Origin of the sequence: Alicyclobacillus cycloheptanicus (assembly GCF_028751525.1) — a bacterium.
Classification (GTDB): domain Bacteria; phylum Bacillota; class Bacilli; order Alicyclobacillales; family Alicyclobacillaceae; genus Alicyclobacillus_L; species Alicyclobacillus_L cycloheptanicus.
In genome coordinates this window covers 2,345,659-2,360,974 of record NZ_CP067097.1, presented here as the reverse complement: position 1 = coordinate 2,360,974, position 15,316 = coordinate 2,345,659, and the positions used below count along the sequence as shown (strand labels likewise).

15 protein-coding genes are annotated in these 15,316 nt (G+C 60.7%); 1 reads left to right on the top strand and 14 read right to left on the bottom strand.

From position 1 onward, the window contains the following. The first annotated feature begins 120 nt into the window (after nt 1–120). The gene (locus JI721_RS10845; RefSeq protein ID WP_274454903.1) at nt 121–1,623 is read left to right on the top strand and encodes a malate:quinone oxidoreductase; all 1,503 of its coding nucleotides are present in this window, start codon (nt 121–123) and stop codon (nt 1,621–1,623) included. 113 nt (nt 1,624–1,736) lie between these two features. Here the strand turns inward: JI721_RS10845 and JI721_RS10840 are convergent, their stop codons facing one another. The 14 genes from JI721_RS10840 to cobU form a co-directional block, all read right to left on the bottom strand. Then, the gene (locus JI721_RS10840; RefSeq protein ID WP_274457811.1) at nt 1,737–2,510 is read right to left on the bottom strand and encodes a 3-hydroxybutyrate dehydrogenase; all 774 of its coding nucleotides are present in this window, start codon (nt 2,508–2,510) and stop codon (nt 1,737–1,739) included. 19 nt (nt 2,511–2,529) lie between these two features. Next, nucleotides 2,530–3,753: an alpha/beta hydrolase family protein gene (locus JI721_RS10835; RefSeq protein WP_274454902.1), complete on the bottom strand. Its 1,224-nt coding sequence runs from the start codon at nt 3,751–3,753 to the stop codon at nt 2,530–2,532. Between the two features lie 133 nt (nt 3,754–3,886). Next, nucleotides 3,887–4,969, bottom strand: coding sequence for a retroviral-like aspartic protease family protein (locus tag JI721_RS10830; protein ID WP_274454901.1), 1,083 nt, complete (start codon nt 4,967–4,969; stop codon nt 3,887–3,889). A gap of 125 nt (nt 4,970–5,094) precedes the next feature. Beyond that, nucleotides 5,095–5,775 carry a LutC/YkgG family protein gene (locus tag JI721_RS10825; protein ID WP_274454900.1) on the bottom strand — a complete coding sequence of 227 codons (681 nt, stop codon included), beginning with the start codon at nt 5,773–5,775 and terminating at the stop codon, nt 5,095–5,097. Further along, the gene (locus JI721_RS10820; protein WP_274454899.1) at nt 5,768–7,210 is read right to left on the bottom strand and encodes a LutB/LldF family L-lactate oxidation iron-sulfur protein; all 1,443 of its coding nucleotides are present in this window, start codon (nt 7,208–7,210) and stop codon (nt 5,768–5,770) included. The genes JI721_RS10825 and JI721_RS10820 overlap by 8 nt, the downstream gene beginning before the upstream one ends. Continuing rightward, entirely contained in the window at nt 7,207–7,965 is a 759-nt protein-coding gene (locus JI721_RS10815; protein ID WP_274454898.1) for a (Fe-S)-binding protein, read from the bottom strand. The genes JI721_RS10820 and JI721_RS10815 overlap by 4 nt, the downstream gene beginning before the upstream one ends. Before the next feature lie 123 nt (nt 7,966–8,088). Next, a complete protein-coding gene (locus tag JI721_RS10810) occupies nt 8,089–8,781 on the bottom strand; it encodes a FadR/GntR family transcriptional regulator (RefSeq protein WP_274454897.1) in 693 nt (230 codons plus the stop codon). Between the two features lie 286 nt (nt 8,782–9,067). Beyond that, nucleotides 9,068–9,277, bottom strand: a complete 210-nt coding sequence (locus JI721_RS10805; RefSeq protein ID WP_274454896.1) for a DUF1540 domain-containing protein — start codon at nt 9,275–9,277, stop codon at nt 9,068–9,070. A gap of 91 nt (nt 9,278–9,368) precedes the next feature. After that, nucleotides 9,369–9,935, bottom strand: a complete 567-nt coding sequence (locus JI721_RS10800) for a cob(I)yrinic acid a,c-diamide adenosyltransferase (protein WP_274454895.1) — start codon at nt 9,933–9,935, stop codon at nt 9,369–9,371. Between the two features lie 3 nt (nt 9,936–9,938). Then, a complete protein-coding gene (gene cobT / locus JI721_RS10795) occupies nt 9,939–11,711 on the bottom strand; it encodes a nicotinate-nucleotide--dimethylbenzimidazole phosphoribosyltransferase (RefSeq protein ID WP_274454894.1) in 1,773 nt (590 codons plus the stop codon). Nucleotides 11,712–11,726: 15 nt separating this feature from the next. Then, the gene (locus JI721_RS10790) at nt 11,727–12,818 is read right to left on the bottom strand and encodes a pyridoxal phosphate-dependent aminotransferase (RefSeq protein WP_274454893.1); all 1,092 of its coding nucleotides are present in this window, start codon (nt 12,816–12,818) and stop codon (nt 11,727–11,729) included. A gap of 56 nt (nt 12,819–12,874) precedes the next feature. Continuing rightward, a complete protein-coding gene (cobS, locus tag JI721_RS10785; RefSeq protein ID WP_274454892.1) occupies nt 12,875–13,657 on the bottom strand; it encodes an adenosylcobinamide-GDP ribazoletransferase in 783 nt (260 codons plus the stop codon). Next, complete coding sequence (cbiB, locus tag JI721_RS10780; protein WP_274454891.1) at nt 13,633–14,733, bottom strand: adenosylcobinamide-phosphate synthase CbiB; 1,101 nt, start codon at nt 14,731–14,733, stop codon at nt 13,633–13,635. Before cbiB ends, cobS begins: the two co-directional genes overlap by 25 nt. Then, nucleotides 14,715–15,257 carry a bifunctional adenosylcobinamide kinase/adenosylcobinamide-phosphate guanylyltransferase gene (cobU, locus tag JI721_RS10775; RefSeq protein ID WP_274454890.1) on the bottom strand — a complete coding sequence of 181 codons (543 nt, stop codon included), beginning with the start codon at nt 15,255–15,257 and terminating at the stop codon, nt 14,715–14,717. Before cobU ends, cbiB begins: the two co-directional genes overlap by 19 nt. Between the last annotated feature and the right edge of the window lie 59 nt (nt 15,258–15,316).

Below are 15,316 nucleotides of genomic sequence, written 5' to 3'. Positions count from 1 at the left end.
ACTATGATATGGTTATAATGATGATAGACTTGTATGTTCCCAGTTGGCGCCTTGCTCAATGGACACGTGAGCGGGAGCGCCCGCTCGTTTTGCAAATATCGGAGATGAGGAAGGTTTGTCATGAGCGAACGACAGAACAAGACGGACGTGATTTTGATTGGCGCTGGCATCATGAGCGCGACCCTGGGGTGTTTACTGCAAGAATTGGCTCCAGATTGGGAAATCAAAGTCTTCGAGAAGCTTGACCGGCCTGGCGAGGAGAGCTCGAATGAATGGAACAATGCAGGTACGGGCCATTCCGCTCTGTGCGAGCTCAACTACACCACCGTGAAGCCGGACGGATCGATCGACATCCGAAAGGCGATTCAAATCAATGAACAGTTCCAGCTGTCCAGGCAGTTCTGGTCGTACCTGGTGCAGCGCGATCTGATTCAAAACCCGCAGGACTTCATCATGCCCATCCCGCACATGAGTCTGGTGCACGGGGAAGACGACGTCGCGTTTCTGAAGAAGCGGTTTGAAGCACTGTCGAGCAATCCGCTGTTTGAGGGCATGGAATTCTCCGACGACCCTGACCAAATCAAAGCGTGGATCCCGCTGGTCATGGAGGGCCGTACCTCGAAGGAGCCGATTGCCGCGACCAAAATTGACACCGGCACGGATGTCAACTTCGGCGCACTGACGCGGATGCTGTTTGGGCACCTGGAACGTCAGAACGTCCAGATTCACTACAGACACAGCGTCAAGGACATCAAACGCGCGAGCGACGGCTCCTGGGAAGTGAAAGTCGTCGACCAGAACAGCGGCGTCACGCAGTCCCACCACGCCCGCTTTGTCTTTATCGGATGCGGCGGCGGCAGTTTGCCGTTGCTGCAAAAGACGGGGATTCCGGAATCGAAGCACATTGGCGGATTCCCGGTCAGCGGATTGTTTATGGTGTGCAAGAACCAGGAGCTGGTGGAGCGGCATCATGCCAAAGTGTACGGAAAAGCCAAGGTCGGCGCACCGCCGATGTCGGTGCCGCACCTGGACACACGATACATCGACAACAAAAAGACGCTGCTGTTTGGACCTTTTGCCGGCTTCTCGCCAAAGTTCCTGAAAACCGGCTCGAACTGGGATTTGATTCGCTCCGTGAAACCGAGCAACGTGCTGACGATGCTTGCAGCCGGCTTGAAGGAGATGGCCTTGACAAAGTACCTCATCCAACAGCTGATGCTGTCGAATGAACAACGCGTAGAGGAGCTTCGCGAGTTCATCCCGACCGCCCGGGGAGAAGATTGGGAGATCGTCGTCGCCGGCCAGCGTGTTCAGGTCATCAAAGACACGGAGACAGGCGGCAGAGGGACCTTGCAATTTGGAACAGAAGTCGTCTGTGCCAGTGACGGGACCATCGCCGCATTGCTTGGCGCTTCGCCGGGCGCCTCGACGGCCGTGCATGTGATGCTTGAGGTATTGGAAAAATGTTTCCCGGAATACGTGCGCGAGTGGGCGCCGAAAATCCACGAAATGATACCGTCCTACGGCGTGTCGCTGGTGGAGCATCCGGACCTGTTCCACGAAATTCAAACCTCCACCGCACAAACCCTCGGACTGACCTACCGAGAAGCGGTTTACAGCTGATTCGTTCTGCTGCGGAATCATCGCATCATCGAAGACAACGTTCTCTGAAGACAACCTTCTTTTGAAGATAACCCCTTGCCTGACAGGCGGGCCGGACGCCTCCGGCCCGCCTGTCACTGTGCAACATACCCCCCATCCATCACGACCGCTTGCCCGGTGACGCTTCGCGCCTTGTCAGAGGCGAGAAACACGGCGTAATCGGCGACTTCCCGCGGGTCAAGCAGGCGGCGCTGCGGAACCAGCGGGTAAATCACTTCTTCCAGCACGCGCTCCACGGGCACATTGCGTGTTTTGGCGAGGTCCGCCAGTTGATTTCGCACCAGCGGTGTGTCTACATAGCCAGGGCAGAGGGCGTTTACCGTGATCCCGCAGGTTGCCCCTTCCAGTGCCGCCACTTTCGTGAGCCCAATCACGCCGTGTTTGGCCGAATTGTAGGCGGCCTTTCCGGCGAACCCGATGAGCCCGTTCACGGAAGCGATGTTGATGATGCGGCCAAAGCCCTGTTTCTTCATCACAGGAAACACGTGCTTGATGGCCAGAAACGGACCCACCAGCATCAAGTCAATCATCTGCCGGAACTTGTCCGTTGGGAACGACTCGAGGTCGGCAACAAACTGGATGCCGGCGTTGTTGACGAGAATATCGACCGTTCCAAAGGTCTCTCGGGTCACATCCACGAGATGCGCCAGGTCATGCTCCTGGCTTGCATCAGCAGCCACCGCCGCAGCTTCCAGTCCGTCCGCCTGAAGTTGCGTTGCAGCCTCCTGCGCCGCCTGCTCGCGCAGGTCAGACACCATGACCTTGGCCCCCGCTCGGGCCAATCCGCTGGCGATGGCGAACCCGATGCCGCTCGCCGCGCCTGTCACGACGGCCGCCCGCCCACTCAGAATTTGTTCCATGAAAATGTCACCTCTCTGTGCAAGGATGAACAGATAACAGTTCCTTCACTCGGTCGGTAAACGAAGCCACCGTACTGTACCGCCCAGAAGCAGGGGGCTCCATCCCTCGTTCCACCCAGTTCTCCAGATGATACAACGCCGCTTCAAAGTACGGCTGAACCGGCTGCTGCCCGCGAAGGTCGCCCCGCAACAGGCCGTCCACGTGGTTCCCGCCTTCAATCTCGTACATGCGATGAAGCGCACCGGCTCCCTGACGTTGAACCAAATCATGATAGGCCGCCGCGTGGTGGACGAACGGAATGAGACAGTCCCAGTTTCCAGCCACGGACAACAACGGTTTCGTCAGCCGGCCCGTGTTGGCAATCGGACGTATCCGCTGTGCCACCACGCCGGCTCGTTCCTGCCACGGATAGTCGGCAAGTTCCGCTGGGTCGCGCAGCCAGTCGTTGGTCCACGCCAGCGCGAACGGCTTCCATTCCGGGTCCAGCGACCGTCCATACAGCCACAACGAGACAACCCAGTACGTCATGAAGTATTCCTGCCAGAAAAGACTTGACGCTTCCACAAGTCCGGCTTCCATCAGGCGCTCCAACGCCGCGTGCTGTTCAGACACCGTCCGGTCTCCGCGCCAGTTCCAGTAAATTGGGCAATCGCGCACATACACAGGCAAGGTGGTGAGCAGATGGCGCCCTTCGGGAAGCCACAGGACACCCTCCCATTCGACACCGCCGTCAAACAACGCGGGGTGACGTTCCAGCATCATGCGCACCACGTATCCGCCGTTGCTGACGCCCGCGATGTAGGTTTTGTCTGCTGCCCGGCCGTACACTTGCGTAACGAGATGACGAGCGTGATGCACCAAACCTACGTACGCTTCCTCCCACTCGGCCATAGAGCGCAGCGGGTCGCGCAGTGTGAGCCCTGGCGTCGCCTTGTCGCAGCTCGCAAACGCGTAGCCCTGCTGCAGCACAATGTCCGCAAGCAGCCAGTCGAGCGCATATTCGTTGCGAACGGCTGGCGTACCGCCAATCACCAGCTTCCCATTCCAGATGTTGGCGTCCGGCAGCCGCACGATCGCGTTGGCACGTCCCACTCGGCCCATCCACTGAACCCCTGGCACCTCGTGGTCAATCCGCGGCGCTGCAAAGACCAGCGGTTCTGCATCGGGGTTCACCCCCTGCTGGCGCGTCGTCAGGTCTGTGACCCTGGTCCATCCACCTGTCTGTTCCAACCTTGACACCTTCCTCCGGGATGCTCCGGCCTGGCATTCGCCCCCGTAAGCATCGTATCACAAACGACAAAGGGTGCACCGAAGCCCAAACAGGCTCGCGACGCACCCCGAAGACACTGATGATGTCAAACGGTCACTGCAGAATCGTGATGGAATCGTGCTTCTGAGAGATGAGCAGGTCGTAGCCGAAATCCGCGAAAAAGCGATACCCGAACAAAGGCGGACCCGAATAACTCGCATCCACCAGGCATGGAATGTTGTCAAATTCGTGGCCGCCGATGGATAGTGAAATCTCACTGTCATACGCTTCGTCTTCGCCGCCGATGCCCTCGACCTCATCGCTGCCAAGGTTCTTCAGCTGTAACTCGTCGGCGAGCTGTTTCGGAATCAGCGGCTCATAGGCGCCGGTATCGAGCTGGAACATGATGTTCTGCCCGTCATCACTCACGGCGTTGAAGAACAGTGCATCGTCGGATACGGTCAACGGCGTGGTCGCCACCACTGTATCATCGGACGGCGTGACCGTCGGCGTTGAAGTGGAAGCCGTGAACGCGATGTCCGTTTCCTGCGATACCACTTTCCCGCCAGGCGTCTTCCAGGTCACCGTCAGGTGGACTGTTTCGGGCGTAGTATCGTTTATCCCGCCTGTCCATGTACCGTTCGCATCCGTCGTCACCGAGAACGACTTTTGGCTGCCGTAGCCGGACGCAGAACTGTTGCCGTCGAGACTGATTTGTATCTTCTGGTTTGGGACCGATTCCTCTTCGTCGGCAACGAGCACTTCAATCGGGTCAGGACTTCCCACGGTTCCGTTCTGCCCAAGCACCACAATTTGATAATCGTGCGGCACAGGAATGGACGTGAAATTGAATCCCCCGCCCTTGAGCTTCGTGGCCTTGACATGCGGTGCCAATCGGTTCCACGGCAAGTACGTGACACCTTTGTACACCACACCCTGAATCGTGCCGCCGGTCACGGCGAACTCACCATTCCCCAGGTATTCATATGGCGTATGGAAAGCCGACAAAGCGCCCCAGCTCACGTACGTCGTGTCCCCCACGGCAATCGCTTGAATGGACCGCCCGTTGATTTCGGCACGAACGGTGCCGTTCGCAGGATGAACCGCCGCTGCAGATGCGGTTTGAGAAACCGAAAATAATACCGATGAGAGCGCCAGCGACGCGGTCATGACAGCAAACTTTGATGACAGTTTCAACAGAAGGTCCTGCCTTTCGGGAATGGATTGCGAACTCGCCTCTATCCATTCGCCGGAATCGTCACAGTTCCTTCTTCCTGCTCACGCGTTCTGGCCGTCCTCTTTTATCCACCTCTTCTATCCACCTATGACAAACTGAGGGGCTCCCAATCATCGACCACTATCACAATCACAGCCGCTGGTCCGTGAATGCCGATGGTCTGGTCATTTTCAATATCCGAGGACCGGCTCGGTCCGGTCACGAGGTGGACGTAAGCGTGCTGGTCCACGGCGTCCGCGATGCGCGCCAGCGCCTCTCCAAGGCGTGTGACGAATTGACTGGCACCCACGATGGCAAGATGCACCGGCGGCAGCAAGTGCACCGACCGCCCCCTGCCTGCGCCGCAGGCGAGCACCAGCGTCCCCGTGTCGGCAACCGCAGCGGTGCACCCAGTGATGCCGATGTCAATGGAAGTGAACGCTTCGCGCTCATCCACTCCCCAGGTCACCACCTGCTCGGAGGAAACGGCCGGCAGCACGAGCTGCCGGAGTTGCGCATCGTTCCACATGCCAATCCGCTCCGGCTGCAAGTCCGCGAAAATACCGCGCAGCGCTTCCTGAAGTTCTGCCGCATCCTTGACCCGGTGAAACGCCCCGCCCAGCTGCACGAACCGCTCTTCAAAGTGAGTGATGCGCGCTTCCTTAGACAGTGCGTATTCACGCCAAAAGTCCGGAACCCCGACCACCTGCCGGGTCGGCGCTTCGTTCAAGGGGGATGACCTGCCCAGCTGCGACGCGATGCGCGTCAGAAAGGCTTCCTTATTCATCTCCGTTCCCCCCTGGCTTGGATGGCACCGACTGCAAATCGCGCTGCAATGACCGCCACAGGTCCCGAAACGGCACGGCGGCCAGCTTGGGCGCGTTTCGCCCGCGCGTCCACCCTTTCAGCGGCCCGATTTTCGCCTCAATGTGGCCGTTTCGCACGAGCGGACCCTGCCCGATTCGAGCCGCTTTCATCGCCAGCCGGTAGCGTCCCGCCTTCGCGAACGTCATGCCGAACCCTTTGAAGGCCATGCGCTCGGACGGCTTGGTCCAGCCCCGTTCGACGTTGCGCTGACGCAGGTACACCAGCATGTCGTGCAGCGGGATTTTTACTGGACACGCCTCCGAACAAGCGCCGCACAGGCTGGAGGCGTACGGCAAATCGGCGTATGCTTCGCCCTCATTGAGCACCGGCGACAAGACAGCGCCAATCGGCCCCGGGTACACGGAACCATAGGCGTGGCCGCCAATCTGCCGGTAGACAGGACACACATTCAGGCACGCGCCGCAGCGAATGCAGTTGAGGACCGCCTTCATGTGGGGGTCGCTCAGCTGCCGCGAACGACCGTTGTCCAGCACAATGATGTGAAGCTCGCGGGCGCCGTCGTGATCGGCCGGTCGACGCGTACCCGTAATCATCGACAGGTAGGTCGTGATGTTTTGTCCCGTCGCAGCGCGGGGCAGCAAGTTCGCCATCACTTCCAAATCCGCGAAGGTCGGCACAAGCCGTTCCATGCCCATCAGGACGATGTGGGTTTTCGGCAGATTCACGACCATGTCGGCGTTCCCTTCATTGGTGAACAGCACGACGGAACCAGACTCCGCAATGCCAAAGTTGCATCCCGTGATGCCCACGTCCGCTTCGAGGAACTTTTGCCGCAGCTTGCGCCTCGCGAATCCCGCCAGCGTCTTGGTGTCCGTTGTCAGTCCCTCGCCGCCGGCCTCGGTGAAGAGGTCCTTGATTTGCGCCCGGTTCTTGTGAATCGCTGGGATAATGATATGGGACGGGGTCTCCTTCGCGAGTTGGACAATGTACTCGCCAAGGTCTGTCTCCACGACCTCCACGCCGGCCGCTTCCAACAAGTGGTTGATCCCGATTTCCTCCGACACCATGGACTTCGACTTCACGACGGTTCGTGCCTGTTTCGCCCGGATGATGTCCAGGACCATCTGGCTGGCCTCGCTCGCGTCCGCGGCAAACTGAACGTGTCCCCCCGCTTTGGCAGCATGGTCCGCAAATTGCCCCAGGTAATAGTCGAGATGCGCAACGGTGTGTGCCCGAATCTGCTGCCCGCGGTCGCGCCAGTCTTCCCAGCGCCCCAACGACGCGGTCGCCGCCTGCTTTTTGGTGCGCAGCCGATCGGCCGTGAACCGCACGGCAGCGCGCAGGAAATCGTCCTCCAGCGCCGCGCGGGCCCGCTCTAATACATCCAGTGTCATATGCCCGTCACCTCCCGCTGCCCGTCCCGCAGCTGTATCCCTTCCTCCAGAAGCTCTGCCACATGCAGGACGCGAATGGGGGCGCCTTCCCTGCTGAGGCGCCCCCCGATGTTCATCAGGCACCCCATGTCCGTGCCGACCAGCACGGCAGCCTCTGTTTCCTGGACGTGTTTGACCTTCTCCGCCGCCATCGCCGTCGACACGTCGCCCATTTTGACCGCGAAAGTGCCGCCAAATCCGCAGCAGTCGGCCGCATACGGCAAGTCGACCAGTTCAATGTCCCGGACAGCGCGAAGCAGCGTGAGCGGCTCGTCCTTCACCCCGAGCAGACGCGCGCCATGGCAGGACGGGTGATAGGTCACACGCTGCGGAAACGCCGCCCCGACGTCGGTCACGCCGAGCACATTGACGACAAACTGAGAGAACTCATAGGTCTTCCCCGCCAGCGCTTCGGCTTGGCGCGCCAGGCGAAGGTCGTTCGCAAACAAATCCCCGTAGTAGTGATGAATCATGCCCGTGCACGATCCCGATGGCGACACGACATAATCCGCATCGGCGAATGCTTCCAGCAGCGTGCTCGCGGATGCCCGCGCTTCGGCTGCGTAGCCGCTGTTGAATGCGGGCTGACCACAGCACGTCTGCCCTTCCGGAAAGACCACGTCGACGCCCAGCCGATGGAGAATTTTGACCATGGAGACCCCCACCTGCGGGTACAGGTTGTCAACCATACAGGTGATAAACAGAGATACTTTCATCCATCATGCCCCTTTTCCCAGACACAGGCTGGCCGTACGTTCCGCCAACACGACACCGTCTCATGAGATGCTGCCGAACAAATAAGACGCCGCCGAACGAAGGAGACACCGCCTGCACAACACCTAGTCATTGGGCGTCCGGTGCTGCGCAGGCAGGTACTGTTCCGGCACTTCCAAGCGCGCTTCTACGTGCGTCAGGTGCGCCAGCATCGCCGATGCGGCCCCGGCTTCGTCCCGGTCCGCAATGGCGCGAAGAATCTCCACATGCTGCTGCCGCAATCGCTCCGCCTCCCCGGGGATGCGAAACAAGGTCTGTCGACTCGCGGCCAGCGCACCTTTCATTTGGTCAGCAATCGTGTCGATGAGCGAGCGCACAAACGGGTTGTCAGCCGCCTGCGCAATTTGATAGTGAAACGCCCAGTCCGCCTCTTCCCCCACCGTTGGCTCGTTGGTCTGCATCTGGTCGACCGTGGCGCGCATCCGGCTGAGGTCCGCATCCGACCGCCTGGCCGCCGCCAGCCGCGCGATGCCCGTTTCGAGAATCTTGCGTAGTTCCAACAAACTCCGAATTTCATCCGGCCGCATTGGGGTAAACTGAAAAGACTTCGCCAGTTCCGACGGATCGAACGACTGGACGAATGTACCTTCGCCTTGGCGCATCACAATCAGGTTCATGGCCTTTAACGCCGTCAACGCCTCGCGAACGACGGATTGACCGACATTCAGCTGTTCACTGAACTCCCGCACGGACGGCAGCTTTGTGCCCGGTGGAAAGGTGCCGTTGAGAATCGAGTCCTTGAGACGTTGGTATACCACTTCATAAGTCTTTGCAGATTTGACGGGTGCCAGGTCGATTCTTCATCCCTCCCAATGCGCTTGGGCCTCCTATAATACTCATGCTGGCTGGGCCCTCAGGCCCCCTTCGCCGCTTTGGCGTTTATCATCAGGTCATCTGATGACCTGATGATAAACCTGGCGAGCGACGTCGTCAATCGCAGCATGCAATCGTTTTCGTGCCTGCCGAGCGGATGTCCGTCCCTGCCAGGCGCCCACCGAAAAACCGAATTGAACGCAAAAGGGGACCGGCGCCATCGCGATCCCCCTACTGCGACTTTTCCTTGAAGGTATGACAGCACGTCTCCGCCGAGCCGGCCGCCGTATCTTGATGTTCGCCGCCCAGCATGCCGAACTCTTCTTTCAAATTGGCATTCGCGTGCTTGTCCACACTGACCAAAATGGAACCGGCAACGCATTCGTTGCCACGAGCCCAGTATTCACAATTGGACACACTGCACTTCACCTCGACCTGCATCTCATCGCCCCCCGACAAATGGATACGCGTAGCTTTCCCACCGGGCGCGAAAAAAACACAGCCCGACATGCCGGGAGCAGGCTCCTGCCGTTTATCCCCGAAAAACCTCCGTACTGTTGCGGTACACAACATCCGGTTGGTTCGCCCGCGCGTTGGCCGCCCGCGCCAGCACAAACAGCAGGTCGGACAAGCGGTTGATGTAGGTCAGCGCCGGCTGGTGAATCGCTTCCTGCCGCATCAAACGGACAATCGCCCGCTCCGCCCGGCGGACCACCGTGCAAGCCACGTGCAGGTAAGACGAGCCAATGCTCCCGCCGCGCAGGACGAATTTCGTGACCTTCTCCGCTTCTTCCTGATACTTGTCAATGACCGGCTCGAGCTTGGCCGCCGCATCCGCCTGGGTCCGGAAGACGTAGGCATCCGTTTTCGCCGCCGCCAAATCGGCGCCGACATCCCACAAGGTCTGCTGAACCTCCAGCAGCAGTTCGACAATGTCCTGATGCCCCTCTGCCTCAAGATGACTGGCCGCGAGCCCCAGAAACGCACCCGCCTCGTCCACGGACCCGTACGCCTCCACGCGCACGTCGTCCTTGTATCGGCGAACGCCCCCAATCAAGGCCGTTTGCCCCCTGTCGCCGCCTCGCGTATACATTCTCATGCATCATCCCTCGTTTCTCGTCTGTTCCCACGCATTAAAATAGACAACCGAATCAAACGGCAGCCGCCGGCCCCATCCGACCCGTTCCAGCACCGGGATGTCTGGAAAGTGCGGTGTGTACCCAACCGTGAGAAGCGCCACCGGATCGACATGGTCTGGAATCCGCAGGATGCTGCGCACATCCTCCTTGCGGTAAATACTGACCCAGCCCATGGCAACCCCTTCGGCACGCGCCGCCAGCCACATGTTTTCGATGGCGCAGGCGGTCGACATCAGGTCGGTCTCGGGGATGGTGTTTCGCCCCAGCACGTGCGGCCCGCCTCGCGTCGAGTCGTTGGTGACACACAGGGTCAACGGCGCCTGCAGAAGCCCTTCCACCTTCAAGCGCAGATAGTAGTCCCGTTTCAAATCCCGGTAGTGTTCGGCCGCCGCAACGCGCTCACGCTCCACCACTTCCTGCAGGCGCTGGAGCGTTGAGCGGTCGTCAATCACAATGAAATTCCACGGCTGCATGTACCCAACGGACGGACCATGGTGGCCGGCCGAGAGAATCCGTCCCAGCACGTCGTCAGGAATCTTATCGGGCAAAAACACGCGAATGTCCCGCCGCGCCAGAATCGCCTTATAAACAGCGGCCCGTTCTTCTTCCGAGAAGTCCAGCGGCACCGGCGGTTTGTCCACGCCAGCCGATTGTTCGATGTTTGGTGCAGGCACAGCCTTCCGGTGCGGGTTCGTCACGCGGGCATCCGTGAAGGTCGCCGTCTCGGCCATCACGCGGCAGGCGTTTTGCAGCAAGGGCAAGGCCAGCAGCCCGCCGGATCCCTCCCCAAGCCGCAGCCCCAAGTTCAACAGCGGACGAAGTCCCAGCGCCTCCAGCACTGCGCGGTGCGCGGGTTCCGCTGAAACATGCGACGCAAACAAATAATCTGCCACACGAGGATTCAGGCGCACTGCCCACAGCGCGGCGACGCCCGTCATCAAGCCATCCAGCAGCACGGGCACCTGGCGGCTCGCGGCAGCCATGATGGTTCCAGCCAGGGCAGCGATTTCAAAGCCCCCCAGTTTGGCCATGCAGTCCAGCGGCGAATTCGGGTCTGGGGCATTTTGCTGGATGGCTCGCTCAATCACCGATTGCTTGCGCGCCATCTGCGTTTGGCCGATCCCGGTGCCCCGCCCCACCAATTCGGCCACGGGCCGCTCCAGCAAACACGCCGCGAGCGCCGTTGCCGCCGTCGTGTTGCCAATCCCCATCTCGCCGGTCACCAACAAGTCGTGTCCATCGTCCACCAGCGCATGGGCCGTGTCGATGCCGACTTGCACCGCACTGCGCAGCTCGGTCATTGACATAGCAGGGCCCTGCGTGAAGTTCTGGGTACCGTTCGCAACCTTGTGAACCACTGCGCCTGGGTGCCGGACCACCGAGCGCACCCCCACATCCACCACCATCAGCCGCACGCCTTGATTTCGGGCGATCACGCTGCTGACCGCACTGCCCATACACAGGTTGACAACCATTTCTTCCGTGACCTCCGGCCCGTAGGCCGAGACATCTTCCGCGGCCACACCGTGATCGGCAGCGTAAATCACTGCAGCCGGGGAGCGAATCTCCGGAATCACCTTTCCCATCACACCCGACAGCCGGATGATTTCCTGTTCAAGCATCCCCAGACTCCCCTGGGGTTTCGTCAAATCATCCAGCCGGTCCCGGGCACGCTGCATCATCTGTTGATCGACCGCTTTGATGCGCCTTTGCAGCGCCTCCAACTCCGCCCACACGGTAAAAACCCCTCCTCAAGCATCTTGACCGAGCAGCAACGTCAGCACGGCCTCCTGAAGCCGGTGGTTCTCTTCTGGCGACCGGATGGCAATCCGAATGTAGCGTCCATCCAAATGTGCAAAGTCACTGCAAGGCCGGACAAACATCCCGAGTCGCCGCAGTCCAGTCTGTATTCGTCCAGAACACTGCATATCCTGGAACTTCACGAGGAAATAGTTCACTGAAGGCGGAAAGAACGCCACTTCCGGCCGCCCGCGCCAGAACGTCCCCACCTGCTGGTGCGCGGCAGCAAGCCACGCCCAAGTCTTCCGCTCAAAATCCGTATCCTGATAAGCCGCTGCGGCAGCTGCCTGTGCCAGGTGATTGACACTCCATCCGTCCCGCTCCCGTTCGATCTTTGCGAAGAGCGGTGCTGCGCCAACGGCAAATCCGAACCGAAGCCCCGGAATGGCGTACATCTTGGTCGCTGACCGTACCACCAGCAAGTGGTCCAGGCGGGCTGCCTCTGGCAAAGCAGTGTACGGGAGCGGCTCGGGTAAAAAGTCGATGAACGATTCGTCGAAGAGCACGAACACCCCGCGTCGATTCCAGTCTACCACCCACGGGTGCCACTGGGTTCGCGGCCATACTTTCCCGGTCGGGTTGTGGGGATTGTTGATGACGACCATATCGCCCGCGCGCACCTGACGGTCGATTTCCGCAAGCGGCAGAGAACCCCCTGATTCCAGCGGCAATGGTACAGATTTGACGACCGATGCGGACCGGTGCGCCGCCGCCCTGTACTCACTGAAAGCGGGCTCGAGCACGAACGTCCTGCGCGGGAGAATCGCGCGAAACAGTAGGTCGAGGACTTCGGAGGCACCATTGCCACACAGCAACTGTGCCGGAGCGACACCGTATTTGCGCACCAACACCGTTTTTACCGCGCGCGCTGACGCATCCGGGTAGTGCCGAATCTCATCGAGCGCACGTAAAACAGCCTTCATCACGCTGTCCGGCGGGCCCAATGGGTTGATGTTCGCGCTGAAGTCCATGATATCGTGAAGCGGTACTCCGAGCGCCCGGGCATAGTCATACACGCGCCCGCCGTGCTGATGCAATGTCACAGTGAACCACCTCCCCGCGCGCACTCACAGCAAGATGCAGCGCTTGCGCGCCGCCGCTATGCCCCGTGCGCCATCACCAGCACCGTCCAGCCAATCCATTCCACCAGCTCGTTGAGTGCACCGTATGTATCTCCGGTGGTTCCGCCGAACCGAACCCGGACGAACCACGTAAAAGCAATGGTCACGACAGCGCCCACCACAAGCAGGAGCAGTGCAGGCTCGAGCGGCAGGGAGACGGCACAGACAACCAGTGCCAATCCGACCGTCGTCCACAGCGCAGCAGCGGGGATTTGCCGCGCGTAGACGGCGCCGAGCCCCCCTTCCCGCGCCGCTGGTGACAGGGCCATCGAAAGCACCATACAAGCGCGGGACACGGCAGGCACAGCCAGATACACGCCGATGGCACCGGGCGGCAGGGATGAGAGGGCAGACACTTTTCCACCAATCACAAACACCGCCGCCACGACGCCCATGGCCCCCACGCGGCTGTCTTTCATGATGTCCAGCGCCTGCGCCCGCGGACGGCGGCTTCCGACCGCGTCGGCGGTATCCATCAGCCCGTCCAGGTGCAGCGCACCGCCGAGCAGCGTGTACAGCGCAAGCGCGCACAGGGTGGACGCCAGCGCCGGCAGCCTGTGCGACAGAACCCAGTCCGCGCCCCACAAGACGGCCCCAAGGCCCATGCCGACAACCGGGTAAAACATCACACTGTGCCGCAGCGCTTCCACGCTGACCTCGCGCAGTCTCGGCGTGGGCAGAATAGTGGCAAACTGGACCGCGATCCAAAACCATTTCACCATGTGCCGAATCGGTTTTACGGCAGCAGAGAAAACAGACAATGCGTCACCCCCGGTCCTGATGGACCCGCCAACATGGCCATGGCCGCGCCAGCGGCCGCTGTGACGAAACCCGCCGTCGTCGCCGTCCAGTTTACGAGTCTTGCCGTCCGCGCAATATCCTCTGGCTCACGTTCGCGAAGCCGCTCGCCCATCACGCTGCGCACGGACGGGACGCCGCCGTAATGATTGGTTCCGCCAAGCGCAATGCCGAGGGCACCAGCGACCATCGCCTCGGGAATCCCGCTGTTTGGACTCGGATGCTTGGCAGCGTCGCGGCGCATCACACGCCAGGCGCGTTTGACAGGCAATCGGCTTTGCCACACCGCGATGGCGAGGAAGCAGGCCGTCAAGCGCGCCGGGACAAAGTTGCACACGTCATCCAGTCGAGCCGAGGCCCATCCAAAATCAATATACTTCTGATTTCTGTAACCGACCATGGAATCCAGGGTGTTCACCGCCCGGTACACCATGGCGAGCGGCGCCCCACCCAAACATGCGAAGAACAGCGGGGAAACAATCGCATCCACAATATTTTCCGCCAGGGTTTCGACGGCCGCGCGAATGACCTCAGATTCCGAAAGCTGCGCCGTGTCGCGGCCCACAATCATCCCAACCGCTACCCGTGCGTCAGGCAGCCCCTTGTCCAGCAGGCAGCGATACACATTGCTGCCTGCTTCGACGAGCCCCTTCCAGGCGATGGTGGTACTGATGAGCCAAAGCGACAGCAGTGCGCCGAGAATGGGAGAAACCGCTGTTGCCAAAGCGATCATCCCCCACGTCGCGCCGCCCGCCAGCATCACGGTCGAAACTGCCAGCACGATGCCAGGGAGCCGCTTGCCAATCGCTGAATCGGTGCCAGTGGGGGCAGTGATGCCATGACGCCGAAGCGAGCGGGCCGCAGTCCGGTTCCGCGCTGGGAAAGCAACCGAATCCGGATGGAGGTGTCGTTCCAGCATCGTGATAAAGCGCCCTAAGAGCATAACCGGATGCGGCATGAATTTCGGGTCACCGATGAGTCTGTTCAGTACGAGCGCACCTGCCGCAAGCAGGCACGAATTCACCACTGCGCCTGCCATTTGCGGACATCCACCGCGATGCCAGCGACGACGAAATACACTTGCGCTGACGCTGCCGCCACCGCCTGGTTGAACCACCCAAGCCAGTCGCGGTATCGACGCGACAAGGCATCTGCCGGCACAATGCCATGGCCCACTTCGTTGCTGACGATCACGACCTCCCCCCGGAATGCGCGCAGCGCCGCCGTCAACTCGTCAATGCGTGCGGAAAGCTGGGCATCGGAGGCAGACTCGAGAAACATCCAGTTGTTGAGCAGCAGGGAAAGACAGTCCACGAGGACGACGCCGGGCGGTGCCTTGGCAAGCCAATCCGCCACGTGCAGCGGTTCCTCCACCGTGGTCCAGGACGCAGGCCGAAGGGTGCGGTGCCGCGCAATTCGTTCTGCCATTTCCGCGTCAGACCGCTGTGCGGTCGCGACGTAGGTGACGGATGCCTGCAGCTGTTTGGCCGTCCGCGCTGCGATTTGCTCTGCAACGGCTGTTTTGCCGCTTCTTGCGCCGCCAAGAACCAAGGTGGTGCCCATACTGTATGCCTCCCTGACCGGAGGCCGTGCCAGTAAGGCCTCCGGTGACTGCTTCCGAC